We start from the raw sequence: 21,220 nt of genomic DNA, 5'->3' as shown, positions 1-21,220 counted from the left end.
CGGACGAACGACCCTTCGGCTGCCTACGATCGAGCGATGCGGGTTCTGTACGTCTGTACCGGAAACATCTGCCGATCGCCCACCGCCGAGCTGTTGACCACCGCCTTCGCGAAGGAGGCGGGCCGGGGTGAGCTGTCCGCCCACAGCGCCGGCACCCGCGGCATGGTGGGCCGGCCCATGGAGCCGACGGCGGCGCTGGTGCTTCGTCAGCTCGGCGGCAAACCCGACGGCTTCGTCGCCCGGCGTCTGTCGCCGCGCATCGCGCAGGACGCCGACCTGGTGATCACGATGGCCGAGTCGCATCGCGGGGCCGTGCTGCAGTCGGCACCCCGGATGCTCAAGCGGACGTTCACGCTGCGTGAGGCCGCGCGGCTGCAGCAGCTCAGCGGCGCCGAGACCGTCACCGAACTGGCCGCGGCCCGGGCGCAGTTTCCCGCGCCCGGGCCGGAGGATGTGACCGATCCGATCGGCCGCGACGAGGACACGTTCGTCGCGGTCGGGACCGAGATCGCCGATCTGCTGCTACCGCTGCTCGCCCGGATCCACGACTGATCCGTTGCGCGGGCCCGGCAGGGGCGACGGCGCGACGGGCCGGGATACCGCCGTCGGCACCGACTGCTCGCGGTGGGCGGGCTCGGCGGAGTACGCCTGCGGGGTCCGGTAGTGCTGCCCGGCCTGCGCGTCGCCGGGACCCTGCTGTTCCGGCCGGTACGGTTCCGGCCGGCTGGGCTCGCCCCGGTGGCGACGGCCGCCGGTGGGTTGCGCGGCGGGCTGGGCGGGCGCGTCCGCGGCGGCCTTCTTCACCGCCGGGTCGGACTCGTAGTAGTAGCGGTACTCGTAGGCGCCGCGTCCCTTGTTCGGCGTCATCGTGATGATCGTGCCGAGCAGGTGCGCGCCGGCGCTGCCGAGGTTGCCGACGGCGCGGCTGAGCTGCTCTCGGGTGGTCTTGCCGTGGCGCGCGATGAGCAGTGCGCCGTCGGTGGCCGCGGCGAGCACGACGGAGTCGGTGACGGGCAGGACCGGCGAGCCGTCGATGATGACGTACTCGAAGCGCGCCCGCAGGTCGTCGAGGACGTGCTTGGCGGTGTCGGAGCCGAGCAGCTCGCTGGGGTTGGGGGGCAGCGCCCCGGAGGCCAGCACCCACAGGCCCTGGTACTGGCTGGGCTGCAGCACGTCCTCGAGGCCCGCCTGGCCCGAGAGCACGGTGCTGAAGCCGACGTCGCCGACGACCCCGAGGTACTTCGACACCCGTGGCCGGCGCAGGTCCCCCTCGACGAGCACGACGGAGTGACCGGCCTCCGCGAGCACCAGGGCGGTGTTGATGGCGGTGGTGGTCTTGCCCTCGGCGGGCAGGGCGCTGGTGACGACGATGACGCGCGGCGGGTTGTCGACGTCGAGGAACTTCAGGTTGGTGCGCATCTCCCGGTACGCCTCGGCGCTGCCGGAGTTCGACTCCTGGAAGGCGATCGCCGCGTGCTCCTGCCGTTCCTTGTCGAGCGGGACGGTGCCGACGAGGCCGGTTCCGGAGAGTTCCTCGACCGTCTTGCGGTCCTTGACGGTGTTGTCAAGCCGGTCGCGCAGCACCGCGAGCGCGATGCCGAGGAGCAGGCCGACGGCGAAGCCGAGCGCGAGGTTGCGCTTCGTCTTCGGCGAGACCGGGGTCGCCGGGGTGTCGGCGTGCTGCTCGACGACGACCCGCGCGGTGGGCTCACCGCCGTTCTCGGGGGTCTCGAGCTCGCGGGCCATCACGACGAACTCGTCGGAGAGGGCGTTGGCGAGGTCCCGGGCCCGTTCGGGCGACGCGTCGTCGACCTTGACGTCGACGAGCACGGTGTCGGGCGCGGACGACGCGGTGACCTTCTCCGCCAGCTGCGACGACGTCAGGTCGGACAGGCCCAGCCGGTCGAGGGTGCGCTGCGCCAGCGTGGTGCCGGTGAGCAGCTTCGTGTAGGAGGCGACGCGCTGCTGCGAGAACAGGTTGCCCTGGTAGATCTCGTTGACCGAGGCCCCCGACGAGGTGGAGACGAACAGCCGGGTGCTCGCCTGGTAGATCGGGGTGGTGAGCAGGGAGGCTCCGAGCGCACCGAGTACCGCCACCACGGTCGTCACGGCGACGATCTTCCATCGCGCCTGCAGGATGCGTAGGTAGTCGTGTACTTCCATTACGGTGTCTCCCTCGTTGCTGTGACACTGTCGGTGCGCCCCACGGGCGCGGAAATCTGTCGTGCGGTCAGGTGCCGGGCGAGCGCGGGGCCGATCACGGCCAGCGCGCCGGGGGTGGTCAGGTCGGCGTGCGGGTAGGGCACGTCGTGCTCGGTGACGTGGCCGCGGACGTGCCGTCGCCAGCTCGCCGCGAGGTCGGGTCCGGCCGGTCCGTCGGGGCGGGCGCGGAACAGCAGCGCGTCGCCGTCGAGGACGCGGGGGGTGTGCGCGGTGACGGCCTCCTCGAGGGCGGCGCCCGCGGCGAGCGCCCGCTCCCGGATCTCGGCGACGAACGTCGACGGCAGGCCGGGCACCTCGAGTTCGACGACGGGTTCGTCCGGCAGGGCCGCGACGTCGGGGAGGGTGTCGGGGGTGAGCGTGTCGAGCAGGATCAGCGACGCCACCTGCTGCCCCGCCTCGTGCAGCTGCACGGCCATCTCGTGGGCGACGGTTCCGCCGAGCGACCAGCCGAGTAGGTGGTAGGGGCCTTCGGGCTGGACGGTGCGGATCCGGTCGACGTAGCGGGCGGCGAACTCGGCGACGGTGCGCGGCAGCGGCTCGAGCCGGGTGGCCTGCAGCCCGTACAGCGCGACTCCGGGCAGGTGCGGCGCGAGTCCCGTGTAGCACCAAGACATTCCGCTGATCGGGTGGACGCAGAACAGCGGGGTGCCGTCGGGGCGTCCCGCGAGCGGCACCAGGGTGGCGAGCGGGTCGGTGTCGTCACCGCCGTGGTCGATCCGGTCGGCGAGGTCGGCGACGGTCGGCGCGGTGAGCAGCCAGTCGAGCGGGACGTCGCGGTCGAGCGCGGCCCGCAGGTCGGCGGCGACGGCGACGGCGCCGAGCGACGTGCCGCCGAGATCGAAGAACCCCCGGTCGGCGGACACGGGCCGGTCGAGGTGCCGGGCGAACACCTCGGCGACCACCTCGGCCGTCAGGCCGGCGGGCGGCACGAAACCGTGTGCGGGGACGCCGAAGTCGGGTCGGGGCAGCGCGGCGCGGTCGACCTTGCCGGACGGCAGCAGCGGCAGCGTGTCGACGACGGTGATCGCGGCGGGCCGCAGCGGCCGCGGCAGGTGCGCGGCCGCGTGGGCCCGCAGCGCGGCGGCGTCGGCGCCGCCCTGCACGTAGGAGACGAGGACGGTCTCGCCCGTGGGGCCGGGCACCGCGACGGTGACGGCGGCGTCGACGTCGTCGGCGGCGGTGAGCACGGCGTCGATCTCCGCGGGTTCGACGCGGATGCCGTGCAGCTGGATCTGCTCGTCGACGCGGCCGAGGACGTCGAGTTCGCCGGCGGCGGTGACGCGGGCGAGGTCGCCGGTGCGGTACAGCCGCCCGCCCGGCGCGCCGTACGGGTCGGCGACGAATCGTGTTGCGGTGAGCCCGCTTCGGCGGTGGTAGCCGCGGGCCAGGCTCGGCCCGGTCACGTACAGCTCCCCGATCACCCCGGCCGGGACGGGGTGCAGGCGCGCGTCGAGGACGTGGGCGGTGGCGCCGGCGACGACGGTCCCGGCGGTGGGCCGGGCGCCGGGTGCGAACGGGCCGCCGAACGACACGGCGATCGTGAACTCGGTGGGCCCGTACCCGTTGAGCAGCCGGTGCCGCTGCCAGCGTTCGACGACGGGCGCGGTGAGCGCCTCGCCCTCGGACAGGACGGTGACCGGGCGCGGCAGCGCGTCCGGGTCGAGGGTGGCCAGCACGGACGGGGTGGCGACGACGTGGGTGACGTGCTCGGCGGCGATCAGTTCCTGCAGCGCCCCACCGGCATACACGTGGTCGGGGGCGACGACGAGGGTCGCGCCGTGCGCGTGGGCGGTGAGCAGTTCGAACACCGCCGCGTCGAAGGTGTGCGACGCGGCCTGCAGCACCCGGCTGCCGGGCGTGACGCCGAGGACGTGCGCGTCGGCGACGGCGGTGAGGCCGCGGTGCGGCACGGCGACGCCCTTGGGGGCGCCGGTGCTGCCGGAGGTGTAGATCAGGTACGCGGTGTCGTCGGGGTGCGGCTCGGCGGCGACATCCGGGGCATCGTCTTCGGACTCGCCGGCGGTCAGGTCCAGCCAGTCGATGCCCTCCCCCGCCGGGGCCGCGCCCGGCACGGTCAGGCCGACGGTGGCGCCGCTGTCGCGCAGCACGGTCGCGACGCGCGCGGGCGGCTGCGCCGGGTCGACGGACACCCACGCCGCGCCGGCCTTCGCGACGGCCCACACCGCGAGCGGCCAGTACTCCCCGCGCGGCACGGCCACCGCGACCACGCCGGTCACGCCGCGGGCGCGCAGCCGCGCGGCGACGGCGGCGGCGCGGGCGTCGAGCCCGGCGTAGGTCCAGGCGACGGTCCCGGCGCGCACGGCGATGGCGCCGGGGTGGGCGCGGACGGTGGCGGCGAGGATCTGCGGCAGCGTCCGCGGCGGCGCGGCGGACGCGGTCAGCGGCGCGGGCGCGGGGACGGCGAGATCGCCGACGGCGACGGCGGGGTCGTCGAGCGCGGCGCCGAGCAGCGCGAGGTACTCGTCCAGCAGCGCCTCGGCGGTGCCGGCGTCGAACAGGTCGGTGGCGTACACGAGACGCACGTCGACGCCGTCGTCGCCGCGGTCGGTGACGTCGACGGTGAGGTCGAACTGGGCGGCCGGGGTGCCGGCGTCGAATTCGCGCACGCGCAGCCCGGGCAGCTGGGGCAGGTCCTGCCCGGCGGGCACGGTGCGGTGGGCGAGCAGCACCTGGAACAGCGGGTGGTGGGTGCCGCGGGCCGGCGCGACCCGCGCGACGACCTGATCGAACGGGACGTCCGCGTGGGCGAGGGCGTCGAGGTCGGTGGCGCGGACGCGGCGCAGCAGGTCCGCGAACGGCTCGGCGCCGTCGACGGTGGTGCGCAGGGTGAGGGTGCCGACGAACATGCCGACGAGGGCGTGCAGGCGCGGGTCGGCGCGTCCGGCGACGGCGGTGCCGACGGCGATGTCGGCGCGGCCGCTGCGGCGGGCGAGCAGAGCGGCGAGCACGGCGTGCAGCACCATGAACCCGGTGGCGTCGTGGGCGCGCGCGACGTCGCGCACGCGGCGGTGGGTGGCGGCGTCGAGGTGGACGGTGACAGCGCCGCCGACGTGGCTGGGCCGCGCGGGCCGGGGCCGGTCGGTGGGCAGCGGCAGCGGCGTGTCGGGCAGACCCGCGAGAGTCGTTGCCCAGTGGTCGAGTTGGCGGGCGGCGAGGCTGTCCGGGTCGGCGGGGTCGCCGAGCAGGTCGTGGTGCCAGCGGGCGTAGTCGCGGTAGCGGACGGGCAGCGGCCACCAGATCGGGGCGGAGCCGGCGACGCGGGCCGCGTAGGCGTGCTGCAGGTCGGTCAGCAGCGACGCGACCGAGCCGCCGTCGAACGCGATGTGGTGCACGGCCGCGGCGAGCACCCGTTCGCCGGCGCCGAGGTCGATCAGCCGGATCCGCAGCGGCGCCTCGGCGGTGAGGTCGAACGGCGCGGTGAACACCTCCGTCACGGCGGCGGTCACGTCGGTGCCCGGAACCGTCTCGAGCACAGGCGGATCCACCAGGGTGGCGACGCCGTCGGGGTAGGCGGTGCGCAGCACCTCGTGCCGGTCGGCGACGTCGCCGACCGCAGCGGCCAGCGCGGCGGTGTCCAGGTCGCCGCTCAGGTGCAGCGCGACGGGCACGGTGTACGCGGCGCTGCGCGGTTCGGCGCGGCCGAGCAGCCACAGCCGCTGCTGCGCGGGGGCGAGCGGGGTGGCGGTGTCGTCGTCATAGCGGCGCAACGGGATCCGGGTGGTGTCGCCGTCGCGCAGGTGCGCGGCGAGCGCCGCGAGTGTGGGGGCCTGCAGGACCGCGCGGGCGGGCACGTCGACGCCGAAGGCGTCGGCGAGGCGGGCGGCGAGGACGACGGCGGACAGCGAGTCGCCGCCGGCGGCGAGGAACCCGGCGTGGATGTCGGGCCGGGCGCCGAGCACGCTCTCGGCGACGGTGACGACGAGGTCCTCGACGTCGGTGAGGGGCCGGTCGTCGGCGGCGTCGTCGCGGACGGTGTCGAGTTCGTGCAGGGCGGCGACGTCGAGTTTGCCGTTGACGGTGGTCGGCAGCTGCCGCAGCAGCCGCAGCCGGGCCGGCATGCGCTGCGGGGGAACGATTTCGGCGAGACCGGCCCGCACGCGGGTGTCGTCGACGTCCGGGTCGGCGGCGGCGAAGGCGACGAGCGCGCCGCCGGAGACCAGCACGGCAGCGTGCCGGATGCCGGGCTGCGCGAGCAGGGCGGCCTCGAGTTCGCCGGGTTCGATGCGCACGCCGCGGACCTTGAGCTGCCGGTCGGTGCGGCCCCGGAAGGCGAGGGTGCCGTCGGGGCGGCGGTGCACGAGGTCGCCCGTGCGGTAGCGGCGGGTGCCACCAGGTGCGGCGACGAACCGCTGCGCGGTGAGGCCGGGGGCGCCGAGGTAGCCGAGGGCCACGGACGTCCCGGCCAGGTACAGCTCGCCGACGGCGTCGTCGGGCACCGGGCGCAGCCGCGCGTCGAGGACGTGCGCGACGGTGCCGGGGACGGGCCGGCCGATGCCGCCGCGGCCGTCGACGTCGGCGAGGGTCGCGACGATGGTGGCCTCGGTGGGTCCGTACGCGTCGAGCATGTGCCGGGCCGCCGCACCCGAGCCCTGGGTCCAGCGGGCGGCGAGCGCGGGCGGCAGGGTTTCGCCGCCGGAGGCGACGACCCGCAGGTCGGGCAGCTGCTGCGGGTCGAGGGTGCCGAGCACCGCGGGGGTGGACAGGTAGTGGGTGATGCGCTGGGTGCGCAGCAGGTGCTGCAGGTCCGCGCCCGCGTACACCTCCGGCGGGGCGACGACGAGGGTCGCGCCGGTGGTGTGGGCGAGCAGCAGCTCGAGCAGGGCCGCGTCGAACGCCGGGTGGTAGCCCTGCAGCACGCGGTCGCCGGGTCCGACGCGGTAGCGGCGGGCGGCCTCGGCGGCGAGCGGCGCGAGACCGGTGTGGGTGACGGCGACACGTTTGGGAGCGCCGGTCGAACCGGACGTCGACACGACGTACGCGACGTTCGCCGGGGCGGGCTCGTCGGCGGCACCGGTGGAGGTGGCACTCGTGGCGGCGGCACTGGTGGAGGCGGCACTGGTGGAGGCGGCGCTGGTGAAGGCGGCGCCGGTCTTGGTGATCGCCCACAGCCGCAGCACGTGGTCGAGGCCGCGGGGCCGGTCGATCGGGATCACGGTGCCGGGGCCGGCGCCGGCGGCGCGCAGCTCGTCGGCGAGCGCGTCGGAGCGGGCGTCGAGTTCGCGGTAGGTCAGCGCGGTCTCGCCCTCGCGCAGCGCTTCCCGGTCGGGGTGCGCGGCGGCGGTGGCGCGCAGCAGCTCGGGCAGCGTGCGGGCGGGGGCGGGGTCGGCTCCGGTCAACGGGGCGGCGGGCCGGGCGACGGGCAGGTCGCCGACGAGCGCGTCGGGTGCGGCGACGACGTGCCGCAGGACGGCGACGAACCGGTCGGCGAGCCGGCGCGCGGTGGGTCCGGCGAACCGGGACGCGTCGTGCACGAGGGTGCCGGTGTAGCCGTCCGCGGCGGGCGCGAGCGCGAACTGCAGGTCGAACTTCGGTGCGCCGGCGAGGACTTCCTGCGCCTCGACGGTGAGGTCCCCGATCCGGACGGGGTCGAGGGTGAAGTCCTGCAGGGCGAGCGCGACCTGCGGGACGCGGCCGGACAGGCCGGCGAGGATCTGCTCGTAGGGCACCCCGGCGTGGTCGAGGGCGGCGACGTCGAAGTCGCGGACCTGCGCGAGCAGCCCGGCGAACGGCATGTCGGGTTCCACGCGGGCGCGCAGCACGAGGGTGTCGAGGAACGGGCCGACGAGCTGTTCGACCTGCGCCCAGCGGCGGGCGGAGACGACGGCGGCGACGGCGACGTCGTGGCCGGCGCCGACGCGGGCGAGCAGCACCGACAGCGCGGCGTGCAGCACCATGAACTCGGTGGCGCCGTGGGCGCGGGCGAGCGCGGCGATCCCGGCGCGCACGTCGGCGGGCACCTCGAACGCGACGGTCTCCGCCACTGCCTCGGAAGTGGTTGTTTCCGTAGGTAGTTCGACGGGGTCGAGGCCGTCGAGGGCGCGTCGCCAGTGCGCGACGTCCGGCTCGGGGATCCCGCGGGTCTGTTCCCACAGCGCGTAGTCGGCGTACTGCAGCGGCAGCGGCTCCCACCGCGGCGGCTGCCCGGCCGCGCGGGCGGCGTAGGCGACGGCGAGGTCGCGCAGCAGCGGCGCGAGCGACGCCCCGTCCGCCGCGGCATGGTCGACCGCGAGCCGCAGCCGCCGGGCGCTTCCGGCCTCCTCGAGGTCCCAGTGGACACCGCGGTCCGCGAGGACCTGGTGCGGGCCCTGCTCGTCGACGACGATGCGGGTGCGCAGGATCTCGTGCCGCGCCACGACGTCGCCGAGCGCGGCCTCGAGAGCGGGCACGTCGAGGGGTCCGGTCAGGTGCACGTCGGCGCGCAGCCGGTAGGCGTCGGGGTCGAGGCGGCTCAGGCCCCACAGGCGGCGTTGCGCCCGGCTCAGCGGGATCCGGTCGGGGCGGGGGTGGACGGGCACCGGCCCGGTGTCGGCGTCGAGTCCGCCGGCGTCGAGCGCGGCGGCGAGGGACTCGACGGTGGGGTGTTCGAAGATCAGCCGCAGCGGCACCGCGGTGCCGGTCTCCTCGCGGAGCCGGCCGACGAGGACGGTGGCGAGCAGCGAGTTGCCGCCGACGGCGAAGAAGTCGTCGCCGCGGCCGGGGTCGGTTCCGGTCAGTTCGCCGAAGATCCGCGCGACGAGGGTCTCGGTGTCGGTGCCGGGTTCGTCGCGGCCGCCGAGGTCGGGTGCGGGCAGCCGCGCGACGTCGAGCTTGCCGTGCGCGGTGCGCGGGACCGCGTCGAGCGGCACGACGGCGACGGGCACGAGATGGGCGGGCAGGCTGCGGCGCAGCTGCCGGCGCGCGTCGTCGGCGTCGACGCCGGCGGGCACGACGTAGGACACGAGCGCCCCGTCGCGCACGACGGTCGCCGCCTGCCGCACCCCGGCCACCCCGCGCAGCGCGGCATCGACCTCCCCCGGCTCGATCCGCACCCCGCGGAGCTTGACCTGATCGTCGCTGCGCCCGACGAACCGCAAGGCGACTCCGTCGCCGGTGTGTCCTTTGGGCTGCCCTGGCCGCCCAAAGGACACACCGGCCCAGCGGGCCAGGTCGCCCGTGCGGTACCGGCGACGACCGCCGGCCGCGGCGACGAACCGGGTCGCGGTGCGGCCGGGATCGCCGCGGTAGCCGTCGGCGAGCCGCTCCCCCGCCAGGTACAGCTCCCCCGCGACGCCGGGGGGCACGGGCCGCAGCCGCTCGTCGAGCACGAGGGCCTCGACCCCGCGCACGGGAGTGCCGATCACGACGTCCGCGCCGGGCGTCAGCGGCGACGAACAGGTCGCGAAGACGGTCGCCTCGGCGGGGCCGTACCCGTTGTAGAGGCGACGGCCCGCGCCCCACCGCGCGACGAGCTCGTCGCGCACGGCCTCGCCGCCGAGCATGAGCACCCGCAGGTCGGGCAGCGCGCGCGACGGCACCGTCGCCAGCGCCGACGGGGTCAGGCAGGCGTGGGTGATGCGCTCACGCGCGAGCAGGTCGGCGAGGGCGTCGCCACCGTAGGCGTCGGCCCCGGCGACGACGAGGGTCGCGCCGGACGCCCCGGCGACGAGCAGCTCGAGCATCGCCGCGTCGAAGCTCGGCGACGCGACGTGCAGCATGCGGTCGCCGGGCGCGGCGGCGAACAGCTCCGTCAGGTCCTCGACGAGGGCACTGACGCCGCGGTGGGTGATGCTGACGCCCTTGGGGTTTCCGCTGGTACCGGAGGTGAACACCAGATAGGCGGGCGCGCCCGGATCCGGGTCGGCCACCGCGACGGTGCCGTCGCAGGTGTCGGCGACGTCGAGCCAGGTCACGGCGGCGGGCAGCGACCCGAGGTGCGCGGCGCCGGTGACGCCGACCCTCGTGTCGGCGAGCATTCCGGCGAGCCGCGCGGCGGGCTGGGCCGGGTCGACGAGCATCGGCGCGGCCCCGAGCCGCGCGATCCCCCACACGGCGACGACGGCGTCGAGCGAGCGGGGCAGGGCGCACGCGACGGCCGCGCCGGGCCGGACGCCGGCGGCGTGCAGCCTCGCGGCGAGCGCCTCGGCGCGCGAGAGGAGTTGCGGATACGTCAGGTCCGTGTCGCCGTCGCGCACGGCGACACCGCCGCCGCCGCGGGAGGCGCCGTCGGCGAGCCACTGCCACAGCGTGCGCGCCGGGGCGGGCTCGGGCCCGGCGGCGGGGACGAGCGCGGCCCGCTCCGGCTCGGTGAGCAGGTCGATGTCGCCGATCCGCACGGCCGGGTCGGCGACGACGGCACGCAGGATCGCGACGTACCGGTCGGCGAACGCGGCGACGGTGCCGGCGTCGTACAGGTCGGTGGCGTAGACGAAGTCGAGGTCGACGTCGGTGCCGGTCTCGGTGACGACGAGCTGGAGGTCGAAGTTGGCGTGTTCGTCGGCCACCGGCAGCACCCGCGCGGTCAGGCCGGGCAGCTCGAACGCGTCGACGGTGGGGCGCCGCAGCGACAGCGCGACCTGGAACAGCGGGTGCCGGGCGGGGTTGCGGGCCGGGTTGAGGCGCTCGACGAGGGTCTCGAACGGCGCGTCGGGGTGGGTGTAGGCGGCCAGGTCCCGGGCGTGGACGTCATTGAGCAGGTCGGCGAAGCCGGCGTCCGGGTCGACGGGCGTGCGCAGCACGAGGGTGCCGGCGAACATGCCGACGAGGTCGTCGAGCTGCGGGTCGCCGCGCCCCGCGACAACGGTGCCGACGGCGATGTCGCCCCCGGCGCCGTGCCGGGCCAGCAGCACCGCCAGCGCCGCGTGCAGCACCATGAACGTCGTCGCGCGGCCCTCCCGCGCGAGCCGCGAGACCCCCTCGGCGACGACGGGATCGACCGTCGTGCGGTGGGTGGCGCCGCGCCCGGTGGGGCGCGCGGGCCGGGGCCGGTCCCCGGGCAGGGTCACCTCGTCGGGCAGGCCGGCGAGCACACTCGTCCAGTGTTCGAGCTGCGCGTCGACGCCGGCGCGCTGCCAGCGGCTGAAGTCGGTGTACTGCACGGGCAGCGGCGCCCACCGCGGTTCGTGCCCGGCGAGGCGGGCGGTGTAGGCGTCGACGATGTCGCGCAGCAGCGGGGTGAGCGACCATTCGTCGGCGGCGATGTGGTGCACCACCACCGCGAGCACGTGCCGCCGCGGCGCGAGCCGGTACAGCCGCATCCGCACGGGCGGCTCGTCGGTGAGGTCGAATCCGGGGGCGGCGAACTCGCGGACGAACTCGGCGAGTCCGTCGGCGGGCACGGCGACGGGCTCGAGAGCCGGTCGCGCGGCGGGCCGCACCACCTGCGCGGTGGGGTCGGGGTAGACGGTGCGCAGGGTGCGGTGCCGGCCGAGGACGTCGGCGACGGCGGTGGTGAGCGCGGCGACGTCGAGCCGGCCGTCGAGGCGCACCGCGAACGGCAGGTTGTAGCTGCCGGATTCGGGGTCGAGCCGGTTGACGAACCACAGCCGCTGCTGCGCCGGGGACAGCGGCACGGGGGTGTCGTCGCCGGCCGCGACGAGCGGGGCGCGGCGGCGGGGTGTGCCGGCGCGGGCGGCGAGCAGGGCAGCGAGGTCGGTGACGGTGGGGGCGGCGAACACGTCGCGGACGGTGACGTCGACGTCGGCGATGTCGGCGAGGCGCCCGGCGAGGCGGGTCGCGAGCAGCGAGTTGCCGCCGAGGTCGAAGAAGTCGTCGTCGGCGCCGACGGGCCCGGCGGCGAGCAGTTCCCGGTACACCTCGGCGACGAGGTCCTCGAGCGGCCCGTGCGGGGCGAGGCCACCACCGGGTGCGACGGTGGGTGCGGGCAGCGCGGCCCGGTCGAGTTTGCCGTTGGCGGTGCGGGGCAGCGCGTCCAGCGCGACGGCGGCGGCGGGCACGAGGTAGTCGGGCAGGGTGCGGCGCAGCTCGCGCAGCGCCGCGGTGGGAGTGCCGCCGACGAGGTAGGCGACGAGCCGGTCGTCGCGCAGCACCACCACGGCCTGGGTGACGCCGTCGCAACGCAGCAGCGCGGCCTCGATCTCGCCGGGTTCGATGCGGTAGCCGCGCAGTTCGAGCTGGTCGTCGGCGCGGCCCCGGTGGTGCAGCACGCCGTCGCGGCCGCGGCGGCCGAGGTCGCCGGTCCGGTAGCGGCGGGTGCCGCCGGGCGCGGCGACGAACCGCGCGGCGGTGAGGGCGGGGCGGTCGCGGTAGCCGCGGGCGAGTTGCGTTCCGGCGACGTAGAGTTCGCCGACGGTGCCGGGCGGGGTGCGGCGCAGCGACCGGTCGAGGATCTGCACGTCGAGCCCGGGCAGGGGCCGGCCCACGCCGGGCCGGTCGGCGGGTCCGCGGGTGACGTGCACGGTGGTCTCGGTGATGCCGAACATGTTCACCGCGCGCACGTGGGGCCGGTCCGCGAGCCACGGCCGGACCTGCTCGGGGTCGAGGGCCTCGCCGCCGAAGATCAACAGCCGCAGCGTGTTCACCGGGGTGTCGACGGTGGCGAGCTGGTGGAACGCGGTGGGGGTCTGGTTGAGGACGGTGACACCCTCGCCGTCGAGCAGCGCGGCGAAGGCGCCGGGGTCGCGGGCGGTGTAGTGGTCGACGACGACGAGCCGGCCGCCGGTGGTGAGCGCGCCCCACATCTCCCACACGGAGAAGTCGAAGGCCGGGGAGTGGAACAGCGTCCACACGTCGCGCGGCCCGAACCCGAACTCGGCGGTGGCGGCGAACACCGCGGCGGCCGCCTCGTGGCTCACGAGCACGCCCTTGGGGGTGCCGGTGGAGCCGGAGGTGTAGATCAGGTACGCGCCCGCCCCGGCCGGGACGGTCGCGTCGTATCCCCCGCCGCCGTCCAGGCGTTCCCACAGCTCCGGCGAATCCATGTGCAGCACAGACGCTTCCGTGTCGACCGCGAAGCTCGTGTCGCACAGCACCGCGGCGGGGGCGGCGTCGTCGAGCAGGGCCCGCAGCCGCGCCGGCGGGTGGGTGACGTCCAGCGGCAGGTACACGGCGCCGGCGCGGGCGACGGCGAGGATCGCCACCACCAGGTCGAGCGAGCGGGGCAGCGCGACGGCGACGACGTCCTCGACGCCGAGTCCGCGCTCGGCGAGCAGCGCGGCCAGCGCCCCCGAGCGGGCGTGCAGCTGCCCGTAGGTCAGGGTGTCGTCGCCGTGGGTGAGCGCGATCGCGTCGGGCCGGCGCCGGGCCTGGTCGGCGACGAGCGCGGGCAGCGTGGCCGTCGCCGGGGCCGTCCGGGGTGCGGAGGTGTCGCCGTCGGGGCCGAGCAGGTCGATGTCGCCGATCGCGGCGGCCGGGTCGGCGGTGACGACGTCGAGGATGCGCAGCAGGAACGGCGCCCACCCCGCGACGGTGTCGTGGTCGAACAGGCCGCGGTCGTAGGTCAGCACCCCGTCGAGGCCGGTGGGGGTGCCCGCGTCGGAGCGGTTCTCGCGGACGGTCACCTCGAGGTCGAATCGGGCCGTGCCGGTGGACAGCTCGCGCACACCGGTGACGTCGGGCAGGTCGAGCCCGTCCAGCGCGAAGGACTCGTAGGCGAGCATCACCTGGAAGATCGGATGGTGGCCGGCGGTCGAGGCACCGAGCGCGTCGACGACCCGGTCGAACGGCACGTCGGCGTGGGCGAACGCGTCGAGGTCCACGCGGCGGGCGTCGGCGAGCAGTTCCGCGAACGTCGCGCGGGCCGGCACGGGCAGCCGCAGCGCGACGGTGCCGACGAACATCCCGACGACGTCGTCGAGCATCGGGTCGATGCGCCCGGAGACGGCGGTGCCGACGGTGACATCCTCGGTGGCGGCGAGCGTCGCGAGCAGCACGGACAGCGCGGCGTGCACGACCATGAACGTCGTCGCGTCGTGGGCGCGGGCGAGCTTGTCGACGGCGGCGTGCAGTTCGGCGGGCACCGAGAAGGTCACTCGTCCGGCGGTGGAGTCGCCGTCGCCGCGGGGCCGGTCGGTGGGCAGGGCGAGCAGCGGCGGGGCGCCGGCGAGGGTGCGGGTCCAGTGCGCGAGCTGCCGGGCGGCGAGGCTGTCGGGGTCGGCGGGGTCGCCGAGCAGGGTGTGCTGCCAGCGGGCGAAGTCGCGGTAGGTGACCGGCAGCGGCGGCCACGCGGGGCTGCGTCCGTCGCGCCGGGCGGCGTAGGCGACGGCGAGGTCGCGGCCGAGCGGCAGCAGCGACAGGCCGTCGACGGCGACGTGGTGCAGCACCACCGCGAGGGTGTAGCCGGCGGCGGTGCGGTACAGGCGGGTGCGCAGCGGCGGGTCGACGGTGAGATCGAAACCGGCGCGGGCGAAGTCGGCGACGTCGAGGTCGGTGGCGTCGAGATCGGTGGGCGCCGCGTGCGGCTCGAGGTCGAGGTCGATGCGGGGCAGCACCTGCTGCGCCGGGCCGTCCGGGCCGTCGGGGTGCACGGTGCGCAGCACGGCGTGCCGGGCGAGCACGTCCGCGGCGGCGTCCGCGAGGGCGTCGAGGTCGGTGCCGGCGTCGAGGTCGACGACGAACGCGATGTGGTCGCCGGGGGCGGCGTCGGCGACGTCGAACCGGTTGGCGAGCCACATCCGCTGCTGGGCGGGGGCTAGCGGCACCGGGCCGGTGTCGCCGGTCGGCAGCAGCGGCAGGCGTTCGCCGCTGAGCGGATCGGCGACGGCGGCGGCGAGACCGGCGACGGTGGGGTGCTCGAAGATCTCCCGCACGCCGACGCGGTGGCCGGCGACGGTGCCGAGCCGCGCGGCGAGCTGGGTGGCGAGCAGCGAGTTTCCGCCGAGCGCGAAGAAGTCGTCGTCGGCGGCGACGGCGGGCAGGCCGAGCAGGTCGGCGACGACCCCGGCGACGAGTTCCTCGGCGGCGCTGCGGTATCCGGCCGGGGCGCCGGGCGCGACGACGGGCGCGGGCAGCGCGGCGCGGTCGATCTTGCCGGTGCTCGTCAGCGGCAGCGCGTCGAGGACGGTGACGGTGGCGGGCACCATGTGCCGCGGCAGCCGCGTGGCCGCGAACTCCCGCAGCTCCGCCGGGTCGAGGCGGGCGGTGTCGGGTCCGTGCACGTACGCGGCGAGCGCGTCCCCCCGCACGACGGTGACCGCGGCGGCGACCGCCGGGTGCCCGGTGAGGGTGGCGTCGATCTCGCCGAGCTCGATCCGGAACCCGCGCAGCTTGACCTGATGGTCCACCCGCCCGACGAACTCCAGGGTGGCTCCGCCGCCGGTGTGTCCTTTGGGCTGCCCTGGCAACCCAAAGGGCGCACCGCTCCAGCGCACCAGGTCGCCCGTGCGGTACATGCGACCACCGCCGAACGGCGACGCGACGAACCGGCTCGCGGTCTGCCCGGGCATGCCGAGGTAGCCGCGCGCGACGCCCGGCCCGAGCAGGTACAGCTCCCCGACCACGCCGACGGGCACGGGCCGCAGCCGCGGGCCGAGGACGAGCGCGGTCACGCCGTCGAGGCCGGTGCCGATAGTCAGCCGCTCCCCCGGCACCAGCGGCGCGCTGGCGGTGGCGAGGACGGTGGTCTCGGTGGGCCCGTACACGTTGAGCATGGTGCGACCGGGCGCCCAGCGGGCGGCGGTCTCGGCCGGCCACGCCTCCCCACCGACGGCGAGCACCCGCAGCGCGTCCAGCCCCGCCGGGTCCAGCAGGGCCGGCACCGCGGGGGTGGAGAACCAGTGCGTGATGCGTTCGGCGCGCAGCAGTTCCAGCAGTTCGTCGCCGCCGTACACGTCGGCCGGCGCGACGACGAGGGTGCCGCCGGCCGCGGCAGCCAGGAGGTATTCGAGCACCGACGCGTCGAACGCGGGCGACGCGAAGTGCAGCACCCGCGCCTGCGGGTCGAGGTCCATGCGACGACGCAGCGCCGCGACGAGCGGTGCGAGCCCCCGGTGGGTGACGACGACGCCCTTCGGCGCGCCGGTCGAGCCGGAGGTGTAGACGAGGTACGCGGCGTGGTCGGGCCGCAGCGGACGCACCCGGTCGGCGTCGGTGATCGCCCCCGACCGCGCGGCTCCGGCGTCCGGGTCGATCCGGGCGACGCCGTCGGGCAGCGACGTGCCGGGCCGGGCGACGGCGTGTCGCACCTCGGCGTCGGCGAGCAGGCGGGCGATGCGCGCGGCGGGCTGGGCGGGGTCGACGGGCACGAACGCCGCCCCGGTCAGCGCGACGGCCGCCACCGCGCGCACCGACTCCACCGACCGCGGCAGCAGGATCGCGACGCGGTCCTCCGGCCCGAGCCCGCGCTCGAGCAGGTGCCACGCCAACGGTGTTGCGGCCGGGATCAACTCGATCGGCGCACCGCCCGGCGCGACGACGTGCAGCGGGTGCGCGGCGAGCAGTTCCGGCAGCGTCGCGACCGGCCCGGCCGGGGCCACGACGATCTCGGGGGCCCCGACGTCGAGATCGCCGACGGGTGCGTGCGGCGCGGCGACGGCCGCGTCGAGCACCGCGTGCAGCCGGGCCACCGCGGCGGCGACCGTCGCGCGTTCGAACAGCCCGCCGTCGTAGATCACCCGACCGGCGAGCGAGCCGTCGGGCAGCTCCCGCACCGCGAGCTCGACGTCGAATCGGGCGCGGCCGGACGGGATCTCCTCGACGCGCACCCGCAGGCCGGGCAGGTCGAGGTCGGGCACGGCGACGTTGTCGTAGGCGAGCATCACCTGGAACGGGGCGAAGCCGAGCGTGTCGACGACGCGGTCGAACGGCACCGTCGCGTGCGCGTACGCGTCGAGGTCGGTGCGACGGGCGGCGGCGAGCAGGTCGGTGAACGACGTGGCCGGGTCCACGGCGAGCCGCAGCGCGACGGTTCCGACGAACATGCCGACGAGGGCGTCGAGGTCGGGGTGTTCGCGGCCGGCGGCGGCGGAGCCGACGGCGACGTCGCGCCCGCCGGTCCACGTCGACAGCCACACGGCGACGGCGGCGTGCACGGCCATGAACGCGGTGGCGTCGTGCGCGGCGGCCAGTCGGCGCAGCGCCTCGAACCGCGCGGCGGGGACGGCGAATTCGAGGGACTCGGCCGGTCCGGGGCTGCCGGTGCGGGGACGGTCGGTGGGCAGGGTGGGGGCCTCGCCGAGCCCGGCGAGCGCGGTGGTCCAGTGCGCGAGTTCGCGGGCGGCGCGGCTGTCGGGGTCGTCCTCGTCGCCGAGCAGGGCGCGGTGCCAGCGGGCGTAGTCGGCGTACTGCAGCGGCAGCGGCTCCCACCGCGGCCCGTGCCCGGCGGCGCGGGCGGTGTAGGCGGCGGCGACGTCGAGGGTCAGCGGCACGAACGACGCGCCGTCCACGGCGATGTGGTGGGCGACGACGGCGAGCACGTGCCGGTCCGGTCCCACCCGCAACAGGCGCGCCCGCAGCGGGATGTCGGTGGTGAGGTCGAACGGCGCGGCGGCCCACTCGGCGATCAGGGCGTCCACGTCGGCGGGGTCGACGGGTTCGGCGTCGAGGCCGGGCAGCACCTCGGCGACGGGCCGGACATGTTGGCGGGGGCCGGGTTCGGTGAACACCGTCCGCAGGATCTCGTGCCGGCCGAGGACGTCGCCGAGCGCGGCGCGCAGCGCGGCCGTGTCGAGGGTGCAGTCGAGGTGCAGCGCGAACGGCAGGTGGTAGGCGGCGGTGTCGCCGTGGGCGAGCAGCCACAGCCGGCGCTGCGCGGGGGCGAGCGGGGCGGGCGTGTCGTCGGCCGAGCGCGACGGGGCCGGCACGGTCGCCGTGGGTCCGGCGTCGACGGCGGCGGCGAGCGCGGCGACGGTGGGATGGTCGAACACGTCGCGCAGGTGCACGTCGCGGCCGAGGGCGGCGCCGAGCCGCGCGGCGAGCTGGGCTGCGCCGAGCGAATGTCCGCCGAGGGCGAAGAAGTTCGCGTCGGCGCCGACCGTCTCGACGCCGACGATCTCGCACATCAGCCGCGCGACGAGGGTCTCGGTGGGTCCGGCGGGCGCCCGCGAGCCGGTGGCCGTGTCGACGGCGGGGGCGGGCAGGGCGCGACGGTCGATCTTGCCGCCCGGGGTGAGCGGCAGCGCGTCGAGCACGGTGATCGTCGCGGGCCGCAGGTAGGCGGGCAGGCGTTCGGCGAGCCGGGCGTGCACGTCGTCGGGCAGGGCGTCGCCGACGACGTAGGCCGCGAGGGTGTCGCCGTGGACGACGACGGCCGCGCTCGCGACCCCGTCGAGCCCGGTGAGCGCCGCCTCGACCTCGCCGGGTTCGATGCGGTAGCCGCGGATCTTGACCTGCCGGTCGGCGCGCCCGACGAACTCCAGCGCACCCCCGCCGCCCGTGCGCGTTTCTGGTAGCTCCGACGACCAGAAGCGCGCACGGCTCCAGCGCACCAGGTCTCCCGTGCGGTACACGCGGCCGAACGGCGACGCGACGAACCGGGCCGCGGTCAGCGCTTGGTCGCCGAGGTAGCCGCGCGCGACGCTCGGCCCGCCCAGGTACAGCTCACCGACCGCGCCGACGGGCACGGGCCGCAGCCGCGCGTCGAGCACGAGCGCCGTCACGCCGTGGACGGGTGCGCCGATGGGCACGCCCCCACCCGGGCGCAGCGGGTCGCTGAGCGTGGCGAGGACGGTGGTCTCGGTGGGCCCGTACGCGTTGAGCATGGTGCGCCCGCGCGACCACCGGTCGGCGACGTCGACCGGCAGCGCCTCCCCGCCCGCGTCGAGCATCCGCAACGCCGGCAGGTCGTTCTCGGGCGTGACGGCCAGGACGGCGGGGGCGGTGATCGCGTGGGTGACGGCCTGCTCACGTAGCAGCGCGGCCAGGTCCGGTCCGCCGACGACGTCGGGCGGGCAGATCACCAGGGTGGCCCCGGCGTCGAAGGCCAGCAGCAGTTCCTGCAGCGACGCGTCGAAACTCGGTGCGGCCAGGTGCAGCACGCGCGAGTCGGCGTCGGCCGCATACCGCGCGCGCAGCGTCGCGACGAGTCCGGCGAGCCCGCGGTGGCTGACGGCGACGGCCTTGGGGGTGCCGGTGGAGCCCGACGTGTGGATCACCCACGCGAGGTGCTCGGGGTGCAGCGGACGCACCCGCTCCCCCACCTCGAACGGCGCCGACGACGTCTCGCCGTCGCCCGGATCGACGCGGGTGACGCCGTCGGGCAGGGCGACGTCGTCGCCGCACACCGCGACGGGCACGTCGCGCAGCAGTTCGGCGAGCCGCAGCGCCGGGGTGCCCGGGTCGATCGGGGTGTAGGCGGCGCCGGCCTTGGCGACGGCCCACAGCGCGATCACCGAGGCGGCCGAGCGCGGCAGCAGCACCGCGACCCGGTCGTCGGGTCCGACGCCGGTGGCAATGAGCTTGCGCGCGAGCACAGTTGAACGCTCGTCCAGTTCCCGGTAGGTGAGCGCGACGGTGCCGTCGCGCACGGCGACGCGGTCCGAGCCGGCGTGCGCGGTGAGCACGTCGGCCAGCAGGCACCCGCCCTCGGCCTGCGGGCCGCGCGCGGGCACGAGGCCGGCGAGTTCGTCGGGCGTCGCGAGCGGCAGATCCCCGACGGCGTGCTCGGCCGACCGCGCGAACGCGCCGAGGAAGTCCAGGAAGCGGCGGTGGTGCCGGGTGAGCGTCTCGTCGCCGTACAGCCGCGGGTTGGCCTCGAAGTCCACCCGCACGCTGCGCCCGGCGATCCCGGCGTACACGTTCACCGACAGGTCGTCGACCGGGCCGGTGGAGAGCAGGTTGTACTCGCCGGAGATGTCGCCGTACGCGTATGCCGGGTTGAACATCATCAGGTTCACCACGGGCCCGAACGCGCTGCGCGTCTCCCGGTGATCGCCGACGGCGTGCAGGTCGCGCAGCATGTCCTCGTACCGGTACCGCTGGTGCCGCAACGCCCCGGTCAGCTCCACCTGCACGCGCCGCACCAGGTCGGCGACGGTGACGTCGGGTTCCACGCGCACCCGCAGCGGCACGATGTTCGAGATCGAGCCGGCCGAGCGGCGCAGCGGTGCGGTGGTGCGGGCCGAGACCGGCAGGCTCAGCGCGACGTCCGTAGCGGCGTTCATGCGGGCCAGGTACGCCGCGAAGGCGGCGACGACGATCGGGACGTCGGTGGAGTTGGCGCTGCCCGCCAGCTCGGCCACGTCCACGGTCACCTCGGCGCCGAGTGCCGCACCGACGTGCCGGCACGGCATCGACGGGGCGGCGGACCCGGGGGCGAGCGTGACGGGCGGCGGCAGGTCCACCAGACGCTGCGCCCAGTGCTCGCGGTCGGCGGCCTGCCGCGTGCTGCCGGCGTAGGCGCGCTCGTGCTCGGCGATCTGTTCGAGGCTCAGCGCCCGGATCGGCGGCGGCTCCTCCCCGCGCGCCCACGCCGTGTACAGCTCGGCGCTGCGACCGAGCATCACCATGCCGCCGTGCCCGTCGAGGGCGAGGTGGTGGATGTAGGTGAACAGGTAGAAGTGCTCGTCGGCGAGCTGGATCAGGGTGGTGGCGATGAGCCGGTCGCGCAGCGGGTCGAGCGGACGGGTGTACGTCTCGTCCATCCACCGTCGCGCCTCGGCCTCGGGGTTATTGTGGCCGCGCAGGTCCAGGTAGCCGGGGTAGTCGTCGACGTCGGGAATCACCCGCTGGCGGGGCTCGCCGTCGACCAGCTCGAGGAACAGGGTTCCGGATTCGACCTCGCGGGCGGCCTGGTTGCAGGCGGCGCGGATCAGGTCGGCGTCGAGCGGGCCGTGCAGGTCCAGGTACTGGGCGATGGTGAACGGGACGTCCGGGGTGAGCTGCTGAGCGAACCACAGTCCACGCTGACTCGTGGACATGGCAAAAGACGGCACCGCACCCCCTCGTGTTTCCCTCGAGATCGACGGGCGTGCAGTGGGGACCCATCGATCGACAACGACGTGGACGCCTCCCTGCATCCATCACCGTCGAATACATCGACCCTAACGATCCCCGGCGTTACTCACCACTCGAACCGACCAGCTGACCCGTTTCTCGGTTATGGTCA

The 21,220-nt window shown here is 75.9% G+C and carries 3 protein-coding genes; 1 reads left to right on the top strand and 2 read right to left on the bottom strand.

The genetic code is table 11. From position 1 onward, the window contains the following. The first annotated feature begins 36 nt into the window (after nt 1–36). Nucleotides 37–552, top strand: coding sequence for an arsenate reductase/protein-tyrosine-phosphatase family protein (locus RR3_RS18220; protein ID WP_048772058.1), 516 nt, complete (start codon nt 37–39; stop codon nt 550–552). On the opposite strand, the gene RR3_RS18215 is transcribed toward RR3_RS18220, so the two are convergent. Together RR3_RS18215 and RR3_RS18210 are read right to left on the bottom strand one after the other, a co-directional pair. After that, a complete protein-coding gene (locus RR3_RS18215) occupies nt 523–2,163 on the bottom strand; it encodes a tyrosine-protein kinase domain-containing protein (RefSeq protein ID WP_017682230.1) in 1,641 nt (546 codons plus the stop codon). The two genes, RR3_RS18220 and RR3_RS18215, sit on opposite strands and share 30 nt — an antisense overlap. Then, nucleotides 2,163–21,032 carry a non-ribosomal peptide synthetase gene (locus RR3_RS18210; protein WP_072786510.1) on the bottom strand — a complete coding sequence of 6,290 codons (18,870 nt, stop codon included), beginning with the start codon at nt 21,030–21,032 and terminating at the stop codon, nt 2,163–2,165. Before RR3_RS18210 ends, RR3_RS18215 begins: the two co-directional genes overlap by 1 nt. Between the last annotated feature and the right edge of the window lie 188 nt (nt 21,033–21,220).

Origin of the sequence: Rhodococcus ruber NBRC 15591 (assembly GCF_001894945.1) — a bacterium.
Taxonomy (GTDB): domain Bacteria; phylum Actinomycetota; class Actinomycetes; order Mycobacteriales; family Mycobacteriaceae; genus Rhodococcus; species Rhodococcus ruber.
This window is presented reverse-complemented; position numbering and strand designations above follow the sequence as displayed.

What these genes read in the sequence shown, in the direction of transcription:
- RR3_RS18215 (WP_017682230.1), bottom strand. Translation starts at nt 2,163, where the DNA reads ATGGAAGTACACGACTACCTACGCATCCTGCAGGCGCGATGGAAGATC.
- RR3_RS18210 (WP_072786510.1), bottom strand. Translation starts at nt 21,032, where the DNA reads ATGTCCACGAGTCAGCGTGGACTGTGGTTCGCTCAGCAGCTCACCCCG.
- RR3_RS18220 (WP_048772058.1), top strand. Translation starts at nt 37, where the DNA reads ATGCGGGTTCTGTACGTCTGTACCGGAAACATCTGCCGATCGCCCACC.